16 protein-coding genes are annotated in these 18013 nt (G+C 51.9%); 7 read left to right on the plus strand and 9 right to left on the minus strand.

Features of this window, described 5'->3' with window-relative positions; translation table 11 throughout:
• Positions 1–27: 27 nt before the first annotated feature.
• From KIS77_11360 to KIS77_11370, 3 genes are all read right to left on the minus strand, one after another.
• Positions 28–708: an ABC transporter ATP-binding protein gene (locus KIS77_11360; protein MCW5922935.1), complete on the minus strand. Its 681-nt coding sequence runs from the start codon at positions 706–708 to the stop codon at positions 28–30.
• Between the two features lie 168 nt (positions 709–876).
• Positions 877–1116: a hypothetical protein gene (locus tag KIS77_11365; GenBank protein ID MCW5922936.1), complete on the minus strand. Its 240-nt coding sequence runs from the start codon at positions 1114–1116 to the stop codon at positions 877–879.
• Positions 1117–1328: 212 nt separating this feature from the next.
• Positions 1329–3662: a hypothetical protein gene (locus KIS77_11370; GenBank protein ID MCW5922937.1), complete on the minus strand. Its 2334-nt coding sequence runs from the start codon at positions 3660–3662 to the stop codon at positions 1329–1331.
• A gap of 190 nt (positions 3663–3852) precedes the next feature.
• On the opposite strand from KIS77_11370, the gene KIS77_11375 reads away from it, so the two are divergent.
• Positions 3853–4716 (plus strand): FkbM family methyltransferase, encoded by an 864-nt coding sequence (locus KIS77_11375; GenBank protein ID MCW5922938.1) that lies wholly within the window; start codon positions 3853–3855, stop codon positions 4714–4716.
• 230 nt (positions 4717–4946) lie between these two features.
• Here the strand turns inward: KIS77_11375 and KIS77_11380 are convergent, their stop codons facing one another.
• Complete coding sequence (locus tag KIS77_11380) at positions 4947–7835, minus strand: PQQ-dependent sugar dehydrogenase (GenBank protein MCW5922939.1); 2889 nt, start codon at positions 7833–7835, stop codon at positions 4947–4949.
• Between the two features lie 221 nt (positions 7836–8056).
• Between KIS77_11380 and apaG the strand changes: the two genes are divergently transcribed.
• From apaG to KIS77_11400, 4 genes are all read left to right on the plus strand, one after another.
• On the plus strand, positions 8057–8443 hold the full coding sequence (apaG, locus tag KIS77_11385) for a Co2+/Mg2+ efflux protein ApaG (GenBank protein MCW5922940.1): 387 nt from the start codon (positions 8057–8059) through the stop codon (positions 8441–8443).
• A gap of 145 nt (positions 8444–8588) precedes the next feature.
• Positions 8589–9512: a hypothetical protein gene (locus KIS77_11390; protein MCW5922941.1), complete on the plus strand. Its 924-nt coding sequence runs from the start codon at positions 8589–8591 to the stop codon at positions 9510–9512.
• A gap of 7 nt (positions 9513–9519) precedes the next feature.
• Positions 9520–9864 carry a cupin domain-containing protein gene (locus tag KIS77_11395; GenBank protein ID MCW5922942.1) on the plus strand — a complete coding sequence of 115 codons (345 nt, stop codon included), beginning with the start codon at positions 9520–9522 and terminating at the stop codon, positions 9862–9864.
• A gap of 34 nt (positions 9865–9898) precedes the next feature.
• A complete protein-coding gene (locus KIS77_11400) occupies positions 9899–10414 on the plus strand; it encodes a 3-hydroxyanthranilate 3,4-dioxygenase (GenBank protein MCW5922943.1) in 516 nt (171 codons plus the stop codon).
• Positions 10415–10420: 6 nt separating this feature from the next.
• On the opposite strand, the gene KIS77_11405 is transcribed toward KIS77_11400, so the two are convergent.
• The 4 genes from KIS77_11405 to KIS77_11420 all read right to left on the minus strand — a co-directional run bounded on the left by KIS77_11405 (position 10421) and on the right by KIS77_11420 (position 13332).
• Complete coding sequence (locus KIS77_11405; GenBank protein ID MCW5922944.1) at positions 10421–10597, minus strand: hypothetical protein; 177 nt, start codon at positions 10595–10597, stop codon at positions 10421–10423.
• The gene (locus KIS77_11410) at positions 10597–11073 is read right to left on the minus strand and encodes a hypothetical protein (protein MCW5922945.1); all 477 of its coding nucleotides are present in this window, start codon (positions 11071–11073) and stop codon (positions 10597–10599) included. The genes KIS77_11405 and KIS77_11410 overlap by 1 nt, the downstream gene beginning before the upstream one ends.
• Positions 11074–11333: 260 nt before the next feature.
• On the minus strand, positions 11334–12116 hold the full coding sequence (locus KIS77_11415; GenBank protein ID MCW5922946.1) for a class I SAM-dependent methyltransferase: 783 nt from the start codon (positions 12114–12116) through the stop codon (positions 11334–11336).
• A 16-nt stretch (positions 12117–12132) separates the two neighbouring features.
• Entirely contained in the window at positions 12133–13332 is a 1200-nt protein-coding gene (locus KIS77_11420; protein MCW5922947.1) for a GNAT family N-acetyltransferase, read from the minus strand.
• Positions 13333–13853: 521 nt separating this feature from the next.
• Here KIS77_11420 and KIS77_11425 point away from each other — a divergent pair.
• Together KIS77_11425 and KIS77_11430 are read left to right on the plus strand one after the other, a co-directional pair.
• Positions 13854–14465 (plus strand): NifU family protein, encoded by a 612-nt coding sequence (locus KIS77_11425; protein ID MCW5922948.1) that lies wholly within the window; start codon positions 13854–13856, stop codon positions 14463–14465.
• A 171-nt stretch (positions 14466–14636) separates the two neighbouring features.
• Positions 14637–16124: a polysaccharide biosynthesis protein gene (locus KIS77_11430; protein ID MCW5922949.1), complete on the plus strand. Its 1488-nt coding sequence runs from the start codon at positions 14637–14639 to the stop codon at positions 16122–16124.
• A 21-nt stretch (positions 16125–16145) separates the two neighbouring features.
• Here the strand turns inward: KIS77_11430 and KIS77_11435 are convergent, their stop codons facing one another.
• Entirely contained in the window at positions 16146–17846 is a 1701-nt protein-coding gene (locus tag KIS77_11435) for a caspase family protein (protein ID MCW5922950.1), read from the minus strand.
• Positions 17847–18013 lie beyond the last annotated feature (167 nt).

An 18013-nucleotide genomic window follows, 5' to 3' on the forward strand; every position in this document is an offset into this window, starting at 1 on the left:
AAATAAAACGGTCGGAAGAGTTCTGTTTTAATATCCCGTTTCCAGCACGGATTCAATCTTCCCTCCTTTCAATTTCAAAATCCGCCCCGTTCGTTTTGCCAATTCCAAATCGTGCGTCACCAGCACAAGAGTAGTGCCGACGGTTCGGTTGAGGTCGAAAATCAAATCAACGATACCAGTCGCGTTGTCGGCGTCGAGGTTGCCGGTAGGCTCGTCGGCGAAAAGGATTTTCGGGCTGTTCGAGAAGGCGCGGGCGATGCAGACGCGCTGCTGCTCGCCGCCGGAAAGCTGTGCGGGGTAGTGGTCGAGCCGACTGCCGAGGCCGACTTTATCGAGCCATTGGCGGGCGATGGATTCGGCAGCGGGGTCGCCGCGCAGCTCGAGCGGCACCATCACGTTTTCGAGGGCGGTGAGGGTGGGGATGAGTTGGAAATTTTGAAAAACGAAGCCGACGTAGCGGTTGCGCACTTCGGCGCGTTCGTCTTCCGAGAGGTCGTCCAGTTGAATGTTGTTCAATGAAATAGAGCCGCTCGTGGCGCGGTCGAGGCCAGCGCAAAGGCCGAGCAGCGTGGTTTTTCCCGAACCGGACGGGCCGACGACGGCAAAGGTGTCGCCTTCGGCGAGCTCAAAACTGACATCGTCCAGCACGGTGAGCGACTGGCCGTTGGCGGAGCGGTATTGTTTGGTAAGATGTGCGGCAGATAGCATAGAGTATTTGATTTGCTGATTGCGAGTTGGGAAACAGCATTTTTTCGGATTTGCTTTTGGCTTTTCTCCAAAAGCAGACCGATGCCTTGTTTTTTTCGATGAACAAAAACAAAACCCCCGCCGGTGGTGACGACGAGGGTTTGAGCGTTTGGTTCTGAAAGTTCGCTGTTAGAGCGAAGCTTCGTAAGCCGTTTTTGTGCTGTATTGCAGGATGTTGTTAAGTGCAGCGGTGGACGGGTTGAAGCGGACTTTTGGGAGTTGGATTTTTGCCAACAGCAGCGCATCGAACATGGCACGCATCTCAAGGTCTGCCTCAATTTTGCTGGCCATTTCCACGGCTTCTTCGGCTGGCATTTCGCGGTACAGAAACTGCACCAAGGCGTTGTTATCAGTGTAAGTTTCCTCCATAGGCTTTTTTGTCTTTTCGACTGTGAAATTTAGTTTAAAAAAATCGCGTATTAAACAATGGCAGCGGAAGTGTTATTGCTTTTTCGAGAAATTTATTTTCGATTTTAACACTTGGCTTTTCTGCCGCTTGTTTGCCAAGGGCCGCCGCTCTCGCTTTGAGGCTTCCGTTCCCTCTTTTTGGGCTTTTGATGCCGTATCTGGCAAAAGGCTGGTCAATTCAAAATCACCACTTTTGCGATGACGGCATCGGGTGCGTCAAAGTTTTGGGCGCTGGTGGCAAATATCAGATAAACGCCTGATGCCGCACGCCGACCCAAATAGTCGCGCCCGTCCCAGATGGCTTGGCCGCCCAATGCCTTGCCTTCATAGACAAGGTTGCCTGCCACATCCGTGATTTTGACATTGGCATCGCGGGCAAGGCCATAGATGGCGATGGGGCCGTCGTAGTTGGGGCGCACCGGGTTTGGATAAGCGTAAGGCGCGGAGCTGTTGATGCGGCCTCCCACCGTCGCCTCGCTTCGCACGGAGACAATGCCTTTTTGGGTGCCAATCCACGCCTCGCCTGTTTTGGGGTCTATGGCAATGTCAATAATGCTGTTGTCGAACAAGGGGCTGTTGGTCACGGTGAACCGTGCTTCTTGATTGAGGGCATCGGGGGATTGGACGAAAACGCCATTGTTGGTGCCGAACCACTTGCGATTGGCTCCGTCCACGGCAATGGCATTGACATTCTCCGTCTCAAGCAAGTAACCATTGAACCCGTCCACATTCACAATGCGGCGGCGGCCTGTGCAACCCGGTTCAAACACATTGCTGCCGCACTCAAAACTTACCGCACCCTGCGCGGTGCCTACCCACACATCGCCGTCCAAATCCACCGCGACGGAGAGGATGGTATTGGTCGGCAGCACACTATTGGCGGTGGTAAATAGTTTGTAGCGGTCGTCGGCAGGATTGTCAATATCCTGACCGCTATCATAGACCAGCACGCCGCCGTTGAAACCCACCACGAACCATTTGTACCCATTTCTGTCCACGGCCACCTGGAGAAGGTTGTTGGCGGGTGCTGCCGAAAAATTGCGCAAGGTGCCGTCGGGTTTCAATACGGCAATAGGCGCTGCCGCGCCATAGTTGCATATCCAGAGGTTGTTGGCGTTGTCGTAAGCGATGCCGCCAATGGCTGTTCGACCCGGCCCCGAGGCCCCCGCTCCTTGCAGGATGGAGTTGCGTTGGGTATAGCACTTGGTGGGGCCGCCGGGGGTAGTGGCTTCTATTAGGCCAATGGCAAAACTTCCGACCATGAATTTATCCTCTGTCGGGTGGGTTGCCACTCGCCAATGCGCGTATTGGCAGGTATCCAGCGCGAGTTCGGGATTCGACTGGACGCTGAAGCGTTGCCATTGGTTTTTTTCAAAAATATAGACCCCCCAATCCCTAAAAATTGCGTTGAGGCTGGGGTCGGCACCGGGCGTGGCAACATAGACCTTGCCGTTGCCGATGACTATTTTCGAGGAGTGCTGGTAGAGTGGCGAGTTGTAGGAAAACAAATCGCACTGACCAGTATTGTGGTCGTAGTATCGGAACTGGTCTTGCTGGTCGGCAAACCAAAATTTTTTGTTTCCATCCTCTATCCCGTACAGTGGAAATTCCGCTTTGCAGGCCCAATGGATTTCCGAGCGATTCCCGTTGGGCTCCACATAGTCCACGACACCGAGCCCAAAATTATTTTCGTTGGCCCAGCCCACCAGCAGTCCCGGGCCTTCTGCCGTCAGATACTTGACCGAGCGCAGGGGGTGGGTGGCGAATTCCACCGATGTAGTGCCATCGTAGTTGTAGAGTTTTTTCTCAATGCCGAGCCAAAGTTTGCTGTTCCAGATAGTCATGGCGTTCACGGACTCGCCCATAGGGATTCCTGCGTTGCCTCCCATCATTTCCCATCGGCTGAAATCGGCAGGGTTGGCATCGTCGGCTGCGATGCGAAAAAGGCCTTCGTCTGTGCCAGCGTATAGTTTTCCATCGAATAGCGCGACGGACTTTGCGGCCATGCCAGTAAAGGTGGTATAGACCGCTTCCGCCCGTTCCAAGTTGAGCTTGAGCACCCCGAATCCACAGGCGAGATAGGCAAATTTGCCGTCGAAGGTGATGTCGTAAATCTGCTTGTCCCCGATGAGGTTGATGTTCGTTCGGATGAACGGGAGATTCAGCACGTTGCCGTTCGATGGATAATAGAGGTCTATGTTGCTATTGGTGTAAACGAGGATGAGCACATCGGAGGCTTGGTTGTAGCGTATCAGCTGCATACTGGCATCGCTCAGCCCTTCTACTTTTGTCAGGAAGCGGGGCGAACGGTCGGCTTTGTCAATCTCCACCACCGCCCATTCAGTAGCATAATAAACTTTTGTCGCGCTTTGTGTCACAAAGGTCGAACGTTGCCACGGGAGGTGTTGCCGCCATTCGCCAATTTTCAGCGGTGGAAACGAGTCTGATTGAGCGGGGAGGTTTTGAAGGGCGATTATCAGGCTTGCAAGTAGAAAAAACGTTCGCATGGTGTTGGACTGGATAAAGGGTGTTCGGAGCGAGATGTCGCAGGCCAACACCCACATAGGACTTGTTCAAATGCCCCCCTTGATGCTTCAAGATGGCGATGGGTTGCCCAATTTTGGACAACTGTACTTCGCACCATCAAGTTTTCAGCGGGATGAAATTTCAATCCATTCAAAATCAAGGACATCAATCATGGCATACCCAACCATCTTGGCGAATCAAGGTATATTTTCATCGGAAGCCGCGTGTTTACCTAATTTTGCCGCTCAATCTGCGGGTGCCGTCCAATCTTTGGAGCGCCTGTGTCAACGTGCCTTAAACTTGAAAGCGCTCATCAAACGATTTCTGAAATCCCTCCCATTTGCTTTCACCCAAAACCAACGCTACGACCGGCAGACGCGCCGCGTCATTCGGGCGGTGTGCCGGCCCGACAGCAATTGCCTTGATGTGGGTTGCCATAAAGGAGAAATCCTCGACCTCTTTTTGCATTTTGCGCCACAAGGCACCCACTACGGGTTTGAGCCAATTCCGGGTTTGTTCGAGGGTTTGACAAAAAAATACGCGGGTGCAAAAAATTGCCATTTGCTCGACATCGCTTTGTCTGAAAAAAAGGGGACTTCAAGCTTCAACTATGTGGTTAGCAACCCTTCATACAGCGGCTTGCTCAAGCGACACTACGACCATCCCAACGAGCAGGATACACTCATCACTGTCCGCACCGAAAAATTGGACGATGTGCTGCCAAGCGACTTTCGCGTTGACCTTTTAAAAATTGATGTGGAAGGCGGCGAGATGTTGGTGTTGCGTGGTGCCATGCAGACGTTGGCCCGTTGTAAGCCAGTCGTCATCTTCGAACACGGTCTGGGTGCTTCCGAACTTTATGGGGCCACCCCGGAACAAATCCATGCGCTCTTCCTTCAATGTGGCATGGGGGTCTCGCTCATGCGCCGTTTTCTGAAAAATCAACCGCCCTTGACAAAAGAGGAATTTGCCGCTCATTACTATCAGAAACGGGATTACTATTTTATTGCCTACGCGAATGAGGGGTTGAAATAAAGTGTTGAGAATGCGTGCCATTCAGGCGGTGATTTCAAATCACCGCCTGAATGAAAGATTGAATATCAAACACCAAGAAATTTCAATTCCGCATTCGCGTTGCTCACTGACAACAATCCTGATTTGTAAAAACTTAGCCGCTCGTGCAACCCCACCCCCTCCCGGTGGGGTTGCACGAGCGGCTAAGTTTTTACCTTGATTTTTGTGTCCGCGTCTTGGCCAAGCTCGTCTCACAAGGAGGGATGTGGCTCCAAGTGAAAGCGCACCCAATCTACCGCGACCACAGGCCGCTTGGGTTGTTTGTCATTTTTGAACACAAAATAGAGGTCGCGGAAACGGCCATCGGCTGGCGGCAAAAAAGCCATCTTTTTTTCCAAAAATTCCATTTTGTCCTCGGCCTCCGATGCGCCAACCTCTACCTGCCCAATCAATGCGCCCTCGGGCGAATCCAATCTCAACTCCACATATCCGCCCACAAATTGGTTGAGGCGGTCGCTCAGGCCCAGCCTGAGCGTGATGGCACTCAGGCCATTCAAATCCATATATTTTAGGCAGAAAAAGGAGCTGTGGTTCAAGTTGTTGAGCACCGCCACGTCGTCGTCGAAAGGACGATAGATGGTGGCGCCTTTGGAGATGCTGTCCGTTTGTTCGGCCTGTTGGAGCGCGGGTCGCAGCGCGACGACGGCGCTGCCTTCCAACGGCGCTTGGCCTTTGGCACCTTTGTCGCGGTAGGCAGCCCTGAGTATGTAGGTGCCGGGGGTTTGTCCTTTGGTGGAGAGCACGATTTGCCCTTTCACGGGAAGGGATTGCTTTGGTTTGGGGGTGGTGCCAAGAGCAAGTATCCAGCGAACGATTTCGCTCGCATCGGTTTCCGAAAGTTGCGGGTGTGGGGTCATCACGGTCGAGCCCCAATTGCCGCCTCCTCCTTGAATGATTTTGCGGGCGAGCCGAGCCACCTCTTTGGACGGGTTATTTCTGTAGCGTTCGGCAATGGCCATGTAAGCAGGGCCATTCACTTGGCGGTCCATCGCATGGCAGGTTTTGCAATCGCTGCGTTCTATCAGCATTTTACCCTTGGCCCATTCCGTGTGGTCTTCCAAGGTTTGGGTGCCGCGAGCCAAAAGCCCCACGTCGAAGCCTGTCTCCACATAGTCCATCGTGGTGGATACCATAGAGGGGTCAATCCCCGTGTTGGCCAATGTTCCTTCCTCCGCGTCGTCCACGATGATGTTGTATGAAAGCACCTCGCCCGGTTGATAGAAGCTGCGGTTTCTGCCACCAAAATCCCACATCACCAACGGTGCCTCGTTGCCGACGTGAACAAGCATCTTCGTAGTGTCCCATTTGCCTTGAGCATCCGTCACTTTTAATGTGACCTCGTAAGTGCCTGTATTGTAGAAGGTGTGCGACACGAGCGACTGTGCGGGAGTGCCGTTTGAAGCGGAGCTCGCTGGCTTATCGTCGCCACCCACTTTGCTTTTTTTTGTTTTGATGCTTGCGCTATCATTGTTGACATTGGATGCCCCATCCACGATTGCCTTTTCCGAATCATCGCCAAAATCGAGTTCAAAGCTCAAAGCATCTCCGTCGGGGTCGTAAGAATTTGAAAAATCAAAAACCACGTCAAGTGGGGCGGCGCCAGCTGTCTTGTCCGCTTCCAAGAGCGGTACGGGCGGGCGGTTGTCCCTCACCAAATCAAGGCGCACCAAACGAGCGTCAGGGTTGGCGGCATATCGCTCGGTTCCATATTCAAGCACCCATATCACGCCGTTGCGGTCCACCAGCATATCCACCGGGCTGACAAATCGCACATCGGCAGCCAAGTGTTCCATCCCAATGTAGTTGCCAGCCGAATCTAGCTCTACGGCCATGAGCCAATGGCGCATCCAATCATAGATGAAAAGTTTCCCGTCAAAATGGTCGGGCAGGCGAGTCGCTTCCGGGTAATCGTCGGCATAATATACAGGCCCGACCATCGCGCATCGGCCACCGTCGCCCTCGTATTCGTCCAAGAGCGGAAACTCTTCCGACGGGCCGTAGGGGTACCAAATCAAGGCGGGTTGGGCAGGCGGCAGCTCGCGCAGGCCTGTGTTATTTGGGCTGTCGTTGAAGGGGCGCTCGGGATTGAAGTGTGGGCCGGGTTTTTGGGTAGCGAAATCGTAATCGCGGTAGGCTTGATTGTTGGCGATGAAATAGGGCCAGCCATAGTTGCCGGCCTTGGCGGCGCAGTTGATTTCGTCGTAGCTGTTGGGGCCTCGAATGGTGTCCGGTTCGCTGGCATCGGGGCCTACGTCGGCCCAAAAGAGCAGTTGGCGGCGGGAATCCCAAGAAATGCGAAAAGGATTGCGACACCCCATGATGTAGATTTCGGGTTTCCCCTCCATTTGCTCGGCAGATATGGAGTATTCATTATTGGTGACCGTCACATCTTCTTTTGTGAACAAATTGCCTGCCGGGCAGAGGTATGAGCCGTCGGGCAGGGGTTTGATTCTCAGAATTTTGCCGCGAAAATCCATTGAATTGGCTGCCGATTTTTGGGCATCCCAGGGTGCTCTTCCCGGACGTTCGTCAATGGCGGCATAGTCGTCGGTGGCGTTGGTGTTGTCGCCTATAGCAATGTAGAGGCAGCCATCCGAACCGAAAACGAGCCCCCCACCGGAGTGGCAACATTCCTCGCGCTGTACCGGCACCGTGAGCATCACCTTTTCGGAATTAAGGTCGAGACCGCTGTTTTCATCGAAAACGAACCGCGACAATCGGTTGGCCACCTCACTGCCTTGTGGGGAATAATAAAGGTATATCCAATTGTTCTCCTCCCAGCGGGGGTCTATGGCCAATCCCAACAGCCCCTCTTCGGGAGGGTGCACCACAGGCACTTCCGCAGCCACACGCAACGTCCCTGTGGCGGGGTCGAAGAGTTTGATGGTCCCATATCGCTCGATGAACATTATCTTGCCAGTAGGTAGTTCGGCCATTTGAATAGGCTCGCTAAGCGATTCGGCCACCACGGTTTTGACAAAAGAATATCGGCTTTGAAATTTTTTCTTTTCCGAACAGCCAATAGAACTTAAGGCTATGAGCAAAATCGGCAAAAAAAGGTTTGGGAACAAGCGGTTCATGACGTGATTTTTTTGATAATCAGATGATTCCGAGGGCGGATTAAAAAGACGTGGGGGGTGTTTCAAAAATTAAACCATGTTGTTTTTTTGCCATGAAAATACGACGCAAAAAAAGATTTAGGCAGCATGGGTGTTGCATGGCTCTATTTTTTTTGAACATCTTTGCCCGTGACGCAATTTCTAAGCTTTAAATCGTTTTTGAGGAGCAAACTCACCCAGTCATGGAAATTCTAACGACCAACGGTATCACGGTTAGCGTGGAGACACAGTACCTGCCTGCTCATTCCAATCCCCGCGAGCAGAAGTTTATTTTTGGCTATCACATCACCATAGAAAACGGTAGCCCATACACGGTGCAGCTGCTACGCCGCCATTGGGTCATCCAAGATGCGGACGGGCAATTGCGCGAGGTGGAAGGTGAGGGAGTAATCGGTCAGCAACCCGTGATGCAGCCGGGCGATAGCCACGAGTATGCTTCCTTTTGCAACCTCAATACGGACATCGGGAAGATGCACGGCACTTACTTGATGAAGCGCCGCGACGACGATTCGCTGTTTGAGGTGGCGATACCTGAATTTAGAATGGTCGCGCCATTCCGGCTGAATTGATGCGAGGCAATTTTCATTGCACACAACATGATGACCGCCAATCATGGGTTTAAACTTTCGAGCATCGGATATTCAGGCTGTGATTTCAAATCGTCGCCTGAATAGCTTATGTTTTAAGCACCTTCCCCAACCTGTGATTCGTATTATGAAGTCAATTGTATTGCTCGCTTTATGGGTTTTCACGTTCATGGCGACAGCCCTTGCACAGCCGCCCCAACCCTCGTCCGGCTCTATCCAGCGGTTCGAGCGTTTCCCTTCCCGATTCGTTGACCCACGCAACGTGGATGTTTGGTTGCCAGATGGTTACGACGCAAATAAAAAATACGCAGTGCTCTATATGCACGACGGGCAAATGCTGTTCGATTCCACCACCACATGGAACAAACAGGAGTGGGGCGTGGACGAGACGGTCGGACAATTGATAGCGGAAAAGAAAATCCGCGACTGCATCGTGGTCGGTATTTGGAACAACGGCAAAAAACGCCACAGCGAGTATTTCCCGCAAAAACCTTTTGAATCGCTTTCGCAGCCACAACGTGATTCGCTCATGCAAGAGGCGCGAAGCGTGAGCAACGACCTTTTTGCCGATAAAATCCAATCGGACAATTACCTGCGGTTTCTCGTCGCGGAACTGAAGCCCTTCATTGACAGTCATTTTTCCACAAAAAAAGACCGGAAAAACACTTTCGTCGCAGGCTCTAGCATGGGAGGCCTGATTTCGCTCTACGCGATTTGCGAATACCCGGAGGTGTTTGGCGGGGCGGCTTGCATCTCAACACATTGGCCGGGCATTTTCAGAACAGAAAACAACCCTGTGCCGGACGCTTTTTTGCAATACATGAAAAACCGCCTGCCTTCTCCCCGAAAGCACAACATATATTTCGACTGCGGCACGGTAGGGTTGGATGCCATGTACCCGCCTCTTCAAAAGCAGGCCGACGAAATCATGGGAGCCAAAGGTTTTTCTTCCAAAAACTGGCTCACGCGCTTGTTTGAAGGCGATGACCACTCGGAGCGGGCGTGGCAGAGAAGATTCGACGTTCCGCTCGTATTTTTGCTGAAAAAATAAAAACGCTATGAAACACACCGTCGCCACGCTCTCCCCATTTGAAATTTCCAAAGGCTTCACAGCCCGCTTGATTCACTCCGACACCATGACGCTTGCTTATGTGGATGTGGACGCAGGGGCGGATTTGCCCGAACATTCGCACCACCACGAGCAAGTGCTGAATATGCTCGAAGGCCGCTTCGAGTTGGTTGTCGGTGGCCGAGCGTATATCTTGGAAGCGGGCGACGTGTTCGCCATACCTTCCAACGCGCCTCACTCTGGCCGGGCGCTGACACAATGCCGCATTTTGGATGTGTTCAACCCCGTTCGAGAGGATTTTCGGAGCGGGAATGTGGCATACTCAAAGCGGTGATTGTACTTTTGTCAGCATAAAAAATTACTGAGCCATGCCAATCGCTAAACCTTTCAACCTCCAAAAATGGATTGACGAAAACCGCCACCTGCTGAAGCCGCCTGTCGGCAACAAGCAGATTTACATTGACAACGAAGACTTCATCGTCATGGTCGTCGGCGGCCCCAACGGGCGCAAGGACTACCATTGGGAGGAAGGCGAAGAGCTTTTTTATCAGTTGGAAGGCGACATTCAGGTGAAAATCATCAACGAGGACGGCAAACCGGAGACGATTGACATCCGCGAGGGCGAGATGTTCCTGCTGCCGCCGCGCATCCCGCACTCGCCGCAGCGCCCTGCCAACACCGTCGGTCTTGTGCTGGAACGCCGCCGCCATGAAGGGGAGATTGACAAGTTGCTTTGGTTTTGCGAAAATTGCGGCGCGCCGCTCCACGAGGCGGGCTTTCCGCTCAAGGACATCGGCACTCAAATCAAAGAAGCCATCGGAACCTACAAGGAAAATCTGGAAGCCCGCACCTGCAAAAAATGCGGGACGGTGATGGAGATGTGAGCTCGTTTATTGTTGTTTGGGAAATTTTTGAACCTTCTTCTTAGTAGGCTTGCCGTTTTTATAGGTCATGAACCCAATCTTCTCACCCGAATCGTCATAGACAATGAGGGTTCCGTTGCCTTCTGACAAAGTGCCGATTTCGAGGGCATTGCCTCGTTCGTCGAAGTGTTCTCTCCTCTCCATCAACCGGCCTTCTTTCCACACCTCGTGGGTGTATAGTTGACCGTTGTGATAAAAACAAATTGCTCTCCGTCGCGCACGTCGTTTTTGTAGCGACATACGCATTGCCTTTTCCCGTCTTCGTAGTATGTTAAACTTGGCCCGTCCACTCTCCCGTTTTTGTACCAAGAACGCACCTTAACCTGACCATTGGGATGCAAGATGAGGCCCTCTCCTTCATATTTTTGGGAAAACCTTTTTTTTGTCGTGTAAATCTCGATGTCTCCGTTCTTCTGCTTCGTGACAGTTCGGGTGAATAACCTCTCGCCGTCCTTGTAGAATTTCAATACTTTCAACTTGCTGCTGACATTTTTCAAGCATACAAGGGTGTCGCTGCGCATAAAAACCGAGTCGCAATTGCGAAGTTGCTTATCCGCTTCTTGGCTGTTGGCTGCACAAAGACTGCCAATAAACAGCAATAGGGTGGCAATTTTTCTCATGTCGCGAAATTTAAATGAAGCATCAAAATCGAGGTATATTAGACTTGTTGCGGTGGAGGGCTTTTCCTTCACCCAAAGCCCTCCACCGCAACAAGTCTAATATACCTCGCGCCGCCAAGCTTTGGGCATGGCTGCAATCGCAATCTGCTCAAAATCAGGGGCGTCAATCATGCTCATCCGACAAATCCTAGCGAGTCAAGGTATAATTCGGGATTCGACGCGAGGCCGAATCCCGGATGTTTTTTGCGTCGCGCTCGTGCTCAAATTTCGCATAAATAATAAATCCAAGCCTCTTTGCAAGCGCTAAATGCTTCCCCAGTCAATTCTTTTCCGGTCTTTACGGAAAAAGCGCGGATGTTCTTGAATTTCTGTTCGCGCAGCTGTTGCATTTGATAGTCGGGCTTGGAATAGTAGAGCGATATGGAAAAACGCTCCACCCCGTCGCGGAAAACGGTTTCGTTCATGCGAAGGTATTTGCCGGGAAAACCGTTGTAATAAACCAATAGCACCAACCGATAAAATTGATAGAGAAAATCGCGGAGATTCTTGTGCCATTTAAAGGTGTACATCTTGTCAATGTACTGAATGTTGTGGCTGGAGAAGGCAAAATACCCGCCTTTCTTGCCTACGCGCCGAGCCTCCTGAAATACCTTGACACGGTCTTCGGGTTCCACGCAGTCTATGCTGTTGTAGCTAAATAGCACAAAATCAAAAGAATTGTCGGGCACTTCGGACATATCTGTTGCATCAATCTGCTCGAAACTAACGTGAGCGCCAGCGTTGTGAAATCTTTCGCGGCAGATGGTTACCATGTTTTCGGCATAATCGGAACCGACGTATTCTTTCACGAGCGGAGCGTAGTGCAAGGTGGTGCGCCCGCCCCCGATGCCGAGGTCGAGCATACGCATGTGGGGCAGTTGGTCTTTCAGAATCTCTATGATGCGCTGTTCCGGCAATTGGAGGGTTTCTTCCGCCGCGTAGTTCTTGGTCGTTCTGGCAGAGTTCCAGACCTGTTTGTGTTTGTCAACATCAATTGCGTTCATAAAGCATTTTTTAAGTTTAAATGGTTTGCAAAATAAGAAGAGTGTCGGCTATCTGCTCGTCAAGCAGGATGGTATTGAGCCATTTGATGGAGAACAAGCGAGCCATGAAAGTGCTGACGCTGCCTTTCATATTGCGATATATCGGGCGCACTTTGTTCTGATAAACCTGATACATTCGAGGGTTTTCGCGGATGGCCTTAATGAAGCGCGTTTTCACAATAAATGGCAGGTTGTACTTGCCGGAAATAAAGATGCGCTTGAGGACGTGTTCTTTGGTGGCGACGTGGTATTTGTAATCTTCGTTGCCATAGCCAAAATCCAAGATGCGGAGGTTGTGCTCCGCCATCCATTGGGTCATGTAGTAGATGAGTACCCGACCGGGGCTGCAATGCGAAAAGTCGGGGTGAAAGGTAGGCGCGTGATAAATCAACGAGTCCCTTTCCAACAGGCCAATGACGCAGCCAATGCGTCTTCCGTCCACCATCAAGGCAAAGCGAACCAACACCCCATCTTCGTGCCATGCCCTCAGATATGCTCCCAGCAGTGCCCGGTTGGCCTCGTTGCGGTAGAATGAAGGAGTAGGGGTGGTGGCCCAACGAACGACGTGCGCCTCGCTAAACTCTTCCACCCATTTGTCAATGTCCGAATCGTCGGTCAGCACCTCGCAAGAGGTCTCGCCCTGTTTGGCGAATTTGTTGACTTTGTAGCGGGTATTGCGCGACGAACCGACTTTTTTGAACAATTCGGCAGGCGTCTCGGCTTCCGCCACAGGGCACACGGCATAGTCAAGGTTCATCCAATAAACCCTGCCACGCCGCGCCTCTGCCTCAAAAATATCCATGTATGGTGCCCATGCAGGCTGGCTATTGAGCATCATGGACCATTTTTCTTGCCTGACCATTTGGAAAAACGAGCTAAAAAACTGGCGGGTCATCTCGTCGGTGCAACTGCTGTGGAGCACAAAGAAATTTGCATCGGTCTTGAAGTCGCTCAGAAAGACATAAACGCCTTTGCTGTACCTGAAAAAGGCCGCTCCCATCATCTCGCCGTCGAGTGAACACTCAAATATGGCCACATCGTTCTTGACCTGTTGGGTGAACTGCTGCAAAATATGGGGCGACTGAAAGGGCGAACGCTCTGGGCTATTGCGCCAAAGTTGGGTATATCGCTCCCAAAAATTCGAGTCAGGTGGTTGGTATAGAACGGTGTGTTTCATTGTTTGACAAACGGCGGAAAAGTCACTTCGGTTTTGACAAAGATAAGAATAAGTCGGCTGGACGGCATTCGGCCAGCACAACATGGGAATAGCAGTGGATTAAGGATAGGCGGTTTGAAGGGGCATGGAGGCTGCCAAATGCCTGATGTGCCGACAGGAGGAATGGATTAAAGGCACATTTGGGCAGGCAGCAAAGTCAGTAGGCGACTAGGGTGGTGTGCTTGGGGCGAATGGCATCCTGTTTTTCAAAAAACGTGCCTTTCAGCGGCAATTCACGAATTTTTCAGCGTCAGCACCGACGACGACGACAGGAAGCGAACGGATGCTTTTTTGCTCAAAAAATTGATAGCCAAACTGTTAGCATTGTTCGCCAGCAGTATCGTCAGCCAATTATTTTTTGCAGGCTTGGCTGCTTGGCAAAAAAACGGGACGCGCACCAGAGCCCCCTCTAAAGTGAACCTTTGAGATGGAAGCGTGTTATCTTTGCCGCACATTTTCTAACTGACACTAACTTCTTGATGATGGAAGCTACGATATCCAAAAGTCCCGTGATGCTTTACACGGAGCAAACACCCAATCCCGAGGCACTAAAATATGTGACCAACCGCCTGCTTTACCGAGGCATTGCCGACTTCAAAGATATGGACTTGGCCGCAGAATGGAGCCCGATGGCCAATAGCCTGATGGAGTTGCCCTATGTGAAAAGCGTTTATTTCAATAACAACTACGTCACCATCACGAAAGAGTTCAATTACGAATGGGCCGACATCATGCTCAAGCTGAAAGAGTTTGTGAAAGATTTTGTGGAAAAAGGTGGCACGGTGGTGAAAGAGGGTTTTGCTGAGTACATGGAAAAAACAATGGCAGAGAGCAACGCCGAGCAGTTCAGTGGTGAAAATGGCGAGTTGGCCAAAAAAGTGAAAGAATTGATTGACACTTATGTGAAACCTGCTGTGGAGATGGATGGTGGCAACATAGAGTTCAAGGCCTTTGAAAACGGCCGCGTGTATGTCACCATGCAAGGCTCGTGCAGTGGCTGCCCATCTTCGACGGTGACGCTGAAAGCTGGCATAGAAGGTATGCTGAAGCGCATGGTGCCAGAAGTGACAGAAGTGGTGCAAGAAATGGCCTAACAAGAACCCACTTCCTTCGTGGAGAGGGGAAACGGATTGCCCGCGGAGCGCGTTGACGCACCTCGCGGGCAATTTTTTTTGCAAAAAACACTTTTGCCCGCGACTACCTTTGCCTCGCAAGGCCGTGACAGTGAATCATATATCGTCGGCCTACGCAACCGTCAAAAAAAAATGTCCCTGATAAAAAAATTAGCGGGAGAGACCGCCCTGTATGGGCTCAGCAGCATCATAGGCCGGCTACTCAATATGCTGCTGGTGCCATTTTACACACGGGTGTTGGCCACCACGAACGAATACGGAGCGGTCATTGATTTGTATGCCACATCAGCCTTCCTCATGGTGCTGTTTTCCTACCGAATGGAGTCCGCGTTTTTTCGATTCGGCACACCACAGGAGGCTCGGGAAAGGGTTTATTCCACGGGAATGCTCTCGCTGATGGGCACGACCGCCGCTTTCGCGGGGGCGTTGCTAGTCTTTGCCCAACCCATCGCCGACGTGCTGGAATATCCGCAGCACCCGGAGTATGTGCGATGGTTCGCCTTGATTTTGGCTTTCGATTGTCTGGCTGAGCTGCCCTTTGCTCGCTTGCGGCTGGAGCAACGCCCCAAACGCTTCGTTTTCATCAAGCTGACCAACATCTCGGTCAATATCGGGATGAATCTTTTTTGGCTGGTGCTTTGCCCGTGGGCGGCGGGCAAGGGTGTGGGGTGGGTGCATGCCGTGTGGTCGTCGGGGCTGGGCGTGGGCTATATTTTCCTGTCCAATTTGGTCGCGAGCCTCGTGACGTTGCTGTTGCTGTCGCCGCAGTTGAGAGCCGTGCGGTGGTCGTTCGACAAGGCATTGTGGGCAAAAATGATGGCCTATGCCGCACCGCTCATTATCGTGAGTTTTGCGGGTATTGTGGATGAGATGTTTAGCCGCTCCATGTTGAAATACCTGCTGCCCGGCACTCCGCAGGAAAATCTGGCAGATGTGGGGATTTTTGGTGCGAACTACAAATTGGCGGCACTCATCACGCTGTTCACGCAAGCCTATCGCTACGCCGCCGAACCGTTTTTCTTCCGTCACGCGGGCGACAAAGATGCCTTGCGCACACAAGCCCAAGTGACTTTGTGGTTCACCATTGCCGCCGCGGTTGGGATGTTGGGCATCCTGCTTTTCCTCGATTTGGTCAAGTATTTTATCGGAACAAAGTATCACGGCGGGCTGCGCGTCGTGCCGATTTTGTTGACAGCCAATCTGTTGCTCGGTGTCTATTACAACTTTTCCATCTGGTATCGCCTGAAAGACCGCACGGGACTGGGCGCGTGGATTTCAATAGCAGGAGCAGTCATCACGGTTGCTTTGAATCTGGTTTTGATTCCCCGATTCGGCTACACGGGCGCAGCTTGGGTGACGCTGACTTGCTACGCTTTTATGTGTTGGGCGACTTGGTTCACGGGGAAAAAACATTACCCCGTACCCTACCCTTTGGGTCGGATGCTGTTTTATGTGGCAGTTGCCTTGGGGTTGTTTGCGCTGGGTAAGATGCTTGAGGCGACACTGCCCGCTCAGCCCATTTTGCTCTGGGCCGGGCGGGCAGTACTGTTCGGCAGTTACCTTGCCTTGATTTATTTTTTGGAAAGAAAACAATTTTCTAACCCGCCCCAAAACTCCTGATAACGAGCGGGGGACTTGTGTTCATCGCGTGACAGCCACTGGCATTTTCGGGTCATAAGTTCCTTTGATGACGGGGCTTTGGCGGTTGCTGGTGTAATCTCGCACATTGGCATAGATGTAAGCAAACAGTTCCTCCACCGTCACCACCTTGTCTTTGTTCTTGTCGGCCTCGCCTTTCAATCCCCTGATGAGGAAGTGGCTGAACACGCCTTGCCGCAGGCCCTGCGATTCGAGTGAGGTCTCGTCGGCTTTGCTCGACATGATGAGCGCGGTGCCGGACACGGATTTGGCCAGCGAGGTATAATAGGTGTTCAAAATAGGCTCTTCCGTGGCCGAACGCATCGCAAACAGGCTTCCAGAGTGGCAAGCATCGGCGAGGCAAAGCTTGAATTTTGCTCGACATTTATTGAAAGCCCCTGCTATTTCGTCGTGGGTGATTTTGTTGTTAAAACCATCAAAATCAATAGGCAGGAAAGAGCCGTTCAGCCCGTGACCGGAAAAATAGAAGATGACCAAATCGTTGGCGCCTGCCTGCGCAAAAATTTCATTGATGGCGCCAATCACGTTGTCGCGGGTAGCATCTTCGTCCACGAGTATTTGTACCTGTTCGTCGGGTAGCGCCCCTCCTTCGAGGCTTTTCAGAAAAGCATAGAAGCGGTATGCGTCGTCGTCGGTGTAGCGCAAGGCTGGCATGTGGTCGTAGGCAGCCACACCAACCACCACTGCCCACACTTTGGCACCCGGCAGTTCGACTGGGGCTTGGGCAGGTGTTTCGGCCACCGTGGGTGTTGTCGGTTTGTAATCGGCAGGGGCTTGTTTCCCGACGTATTCGCCGGCACGCCAGTAACCATCCACGATGGTGCCGTCGCGCAGGTAGAGGGTTCCCTTTCCCCCGAAGGCTCCTTCGAGCCATTCCCCCCGGTAGCGGTCGCCATTGGCGTACATACATATTCCATGACCGTGCGGCTGCCCGTCCTTGAAGTCGCCAGTGTATTTGGCCACTCCTTCTTTGAAGATATAGGAACCTTTTCCGTTGTCACAATTGCCTTGTATGCACCCTGTTTTTCCGCTTTCGATGAGGCTGCTGCCAAAGTATTCGCCTTGCCGCCACTCACCAGTTTCCTGCTGATTGTTGACCGCGTAGGTGCGTGTGCCATGACCGTCCGGGTAGTTTTCCTTGAACTCCCCTTCGTACTTGTCTCCGTTGGCAAAATAAAACACGCCTTGCCCATGAAATTTGCCCTTCAAAAATTGCCCTTCGTATTTGCTGCCGTCGGGATAGGCGAAAATCCCTTGTCCGTTTTTGCAATCGCCGGATAGGCATCCCGACTGGATGTTGGTGCCGTCGTCCTGACGCTCATCTTTTTTCTTGGCGATATATTCTTCGAGGAGGTTGCCATTTTCGTCCACGGGCTTTCCGCGTTTCCAAAGGCCCGTGCGCACGGTGCCATCCGAATAGGTTTTGGTGCCCTTGCCTTCGGGGTAGCGATGTACCCACTCGCCTTGATACTTGCTGCCGTCGGTGTAGTAGCACACCCCGATACCATGAATTTCACCGTCCTTGAAATGGCCGGTGTATTTCGCTCCCGAAGGATAGACAAAAGTGCCTACGCCATTTTTGCAATCGCCGGAAACACATTGAGATTGGAGCGTGATGGGGAGGATGGAGAGAAGTAAAAGGGTAAATATGAATTTGGGAAAAATCAGCAAGCGCTTATTCATGGTATAGAGACGGAAAAACTTTTGACTTTTGATGCACTTTCGAGCCGCTATTGTGTTAAAATGTGTCAACTGCGCAATGAAGTACACGACGTGTTTAATTTTGGGCTTATTTAACTTTTGGAGAAAGGATTTATTGCTCGACAGTAAAAAACCCCCTGCCACTCGCC

It is taken from the genome of Saprospiraceae bacterium, assembly GCA_026129545.1.
In the GTDB taxonomy this organism is placed as follows: Bacteria; Bacteroidota; Bacteroidia; order Chitinophagales; family Saprospiraceae; genus M3007.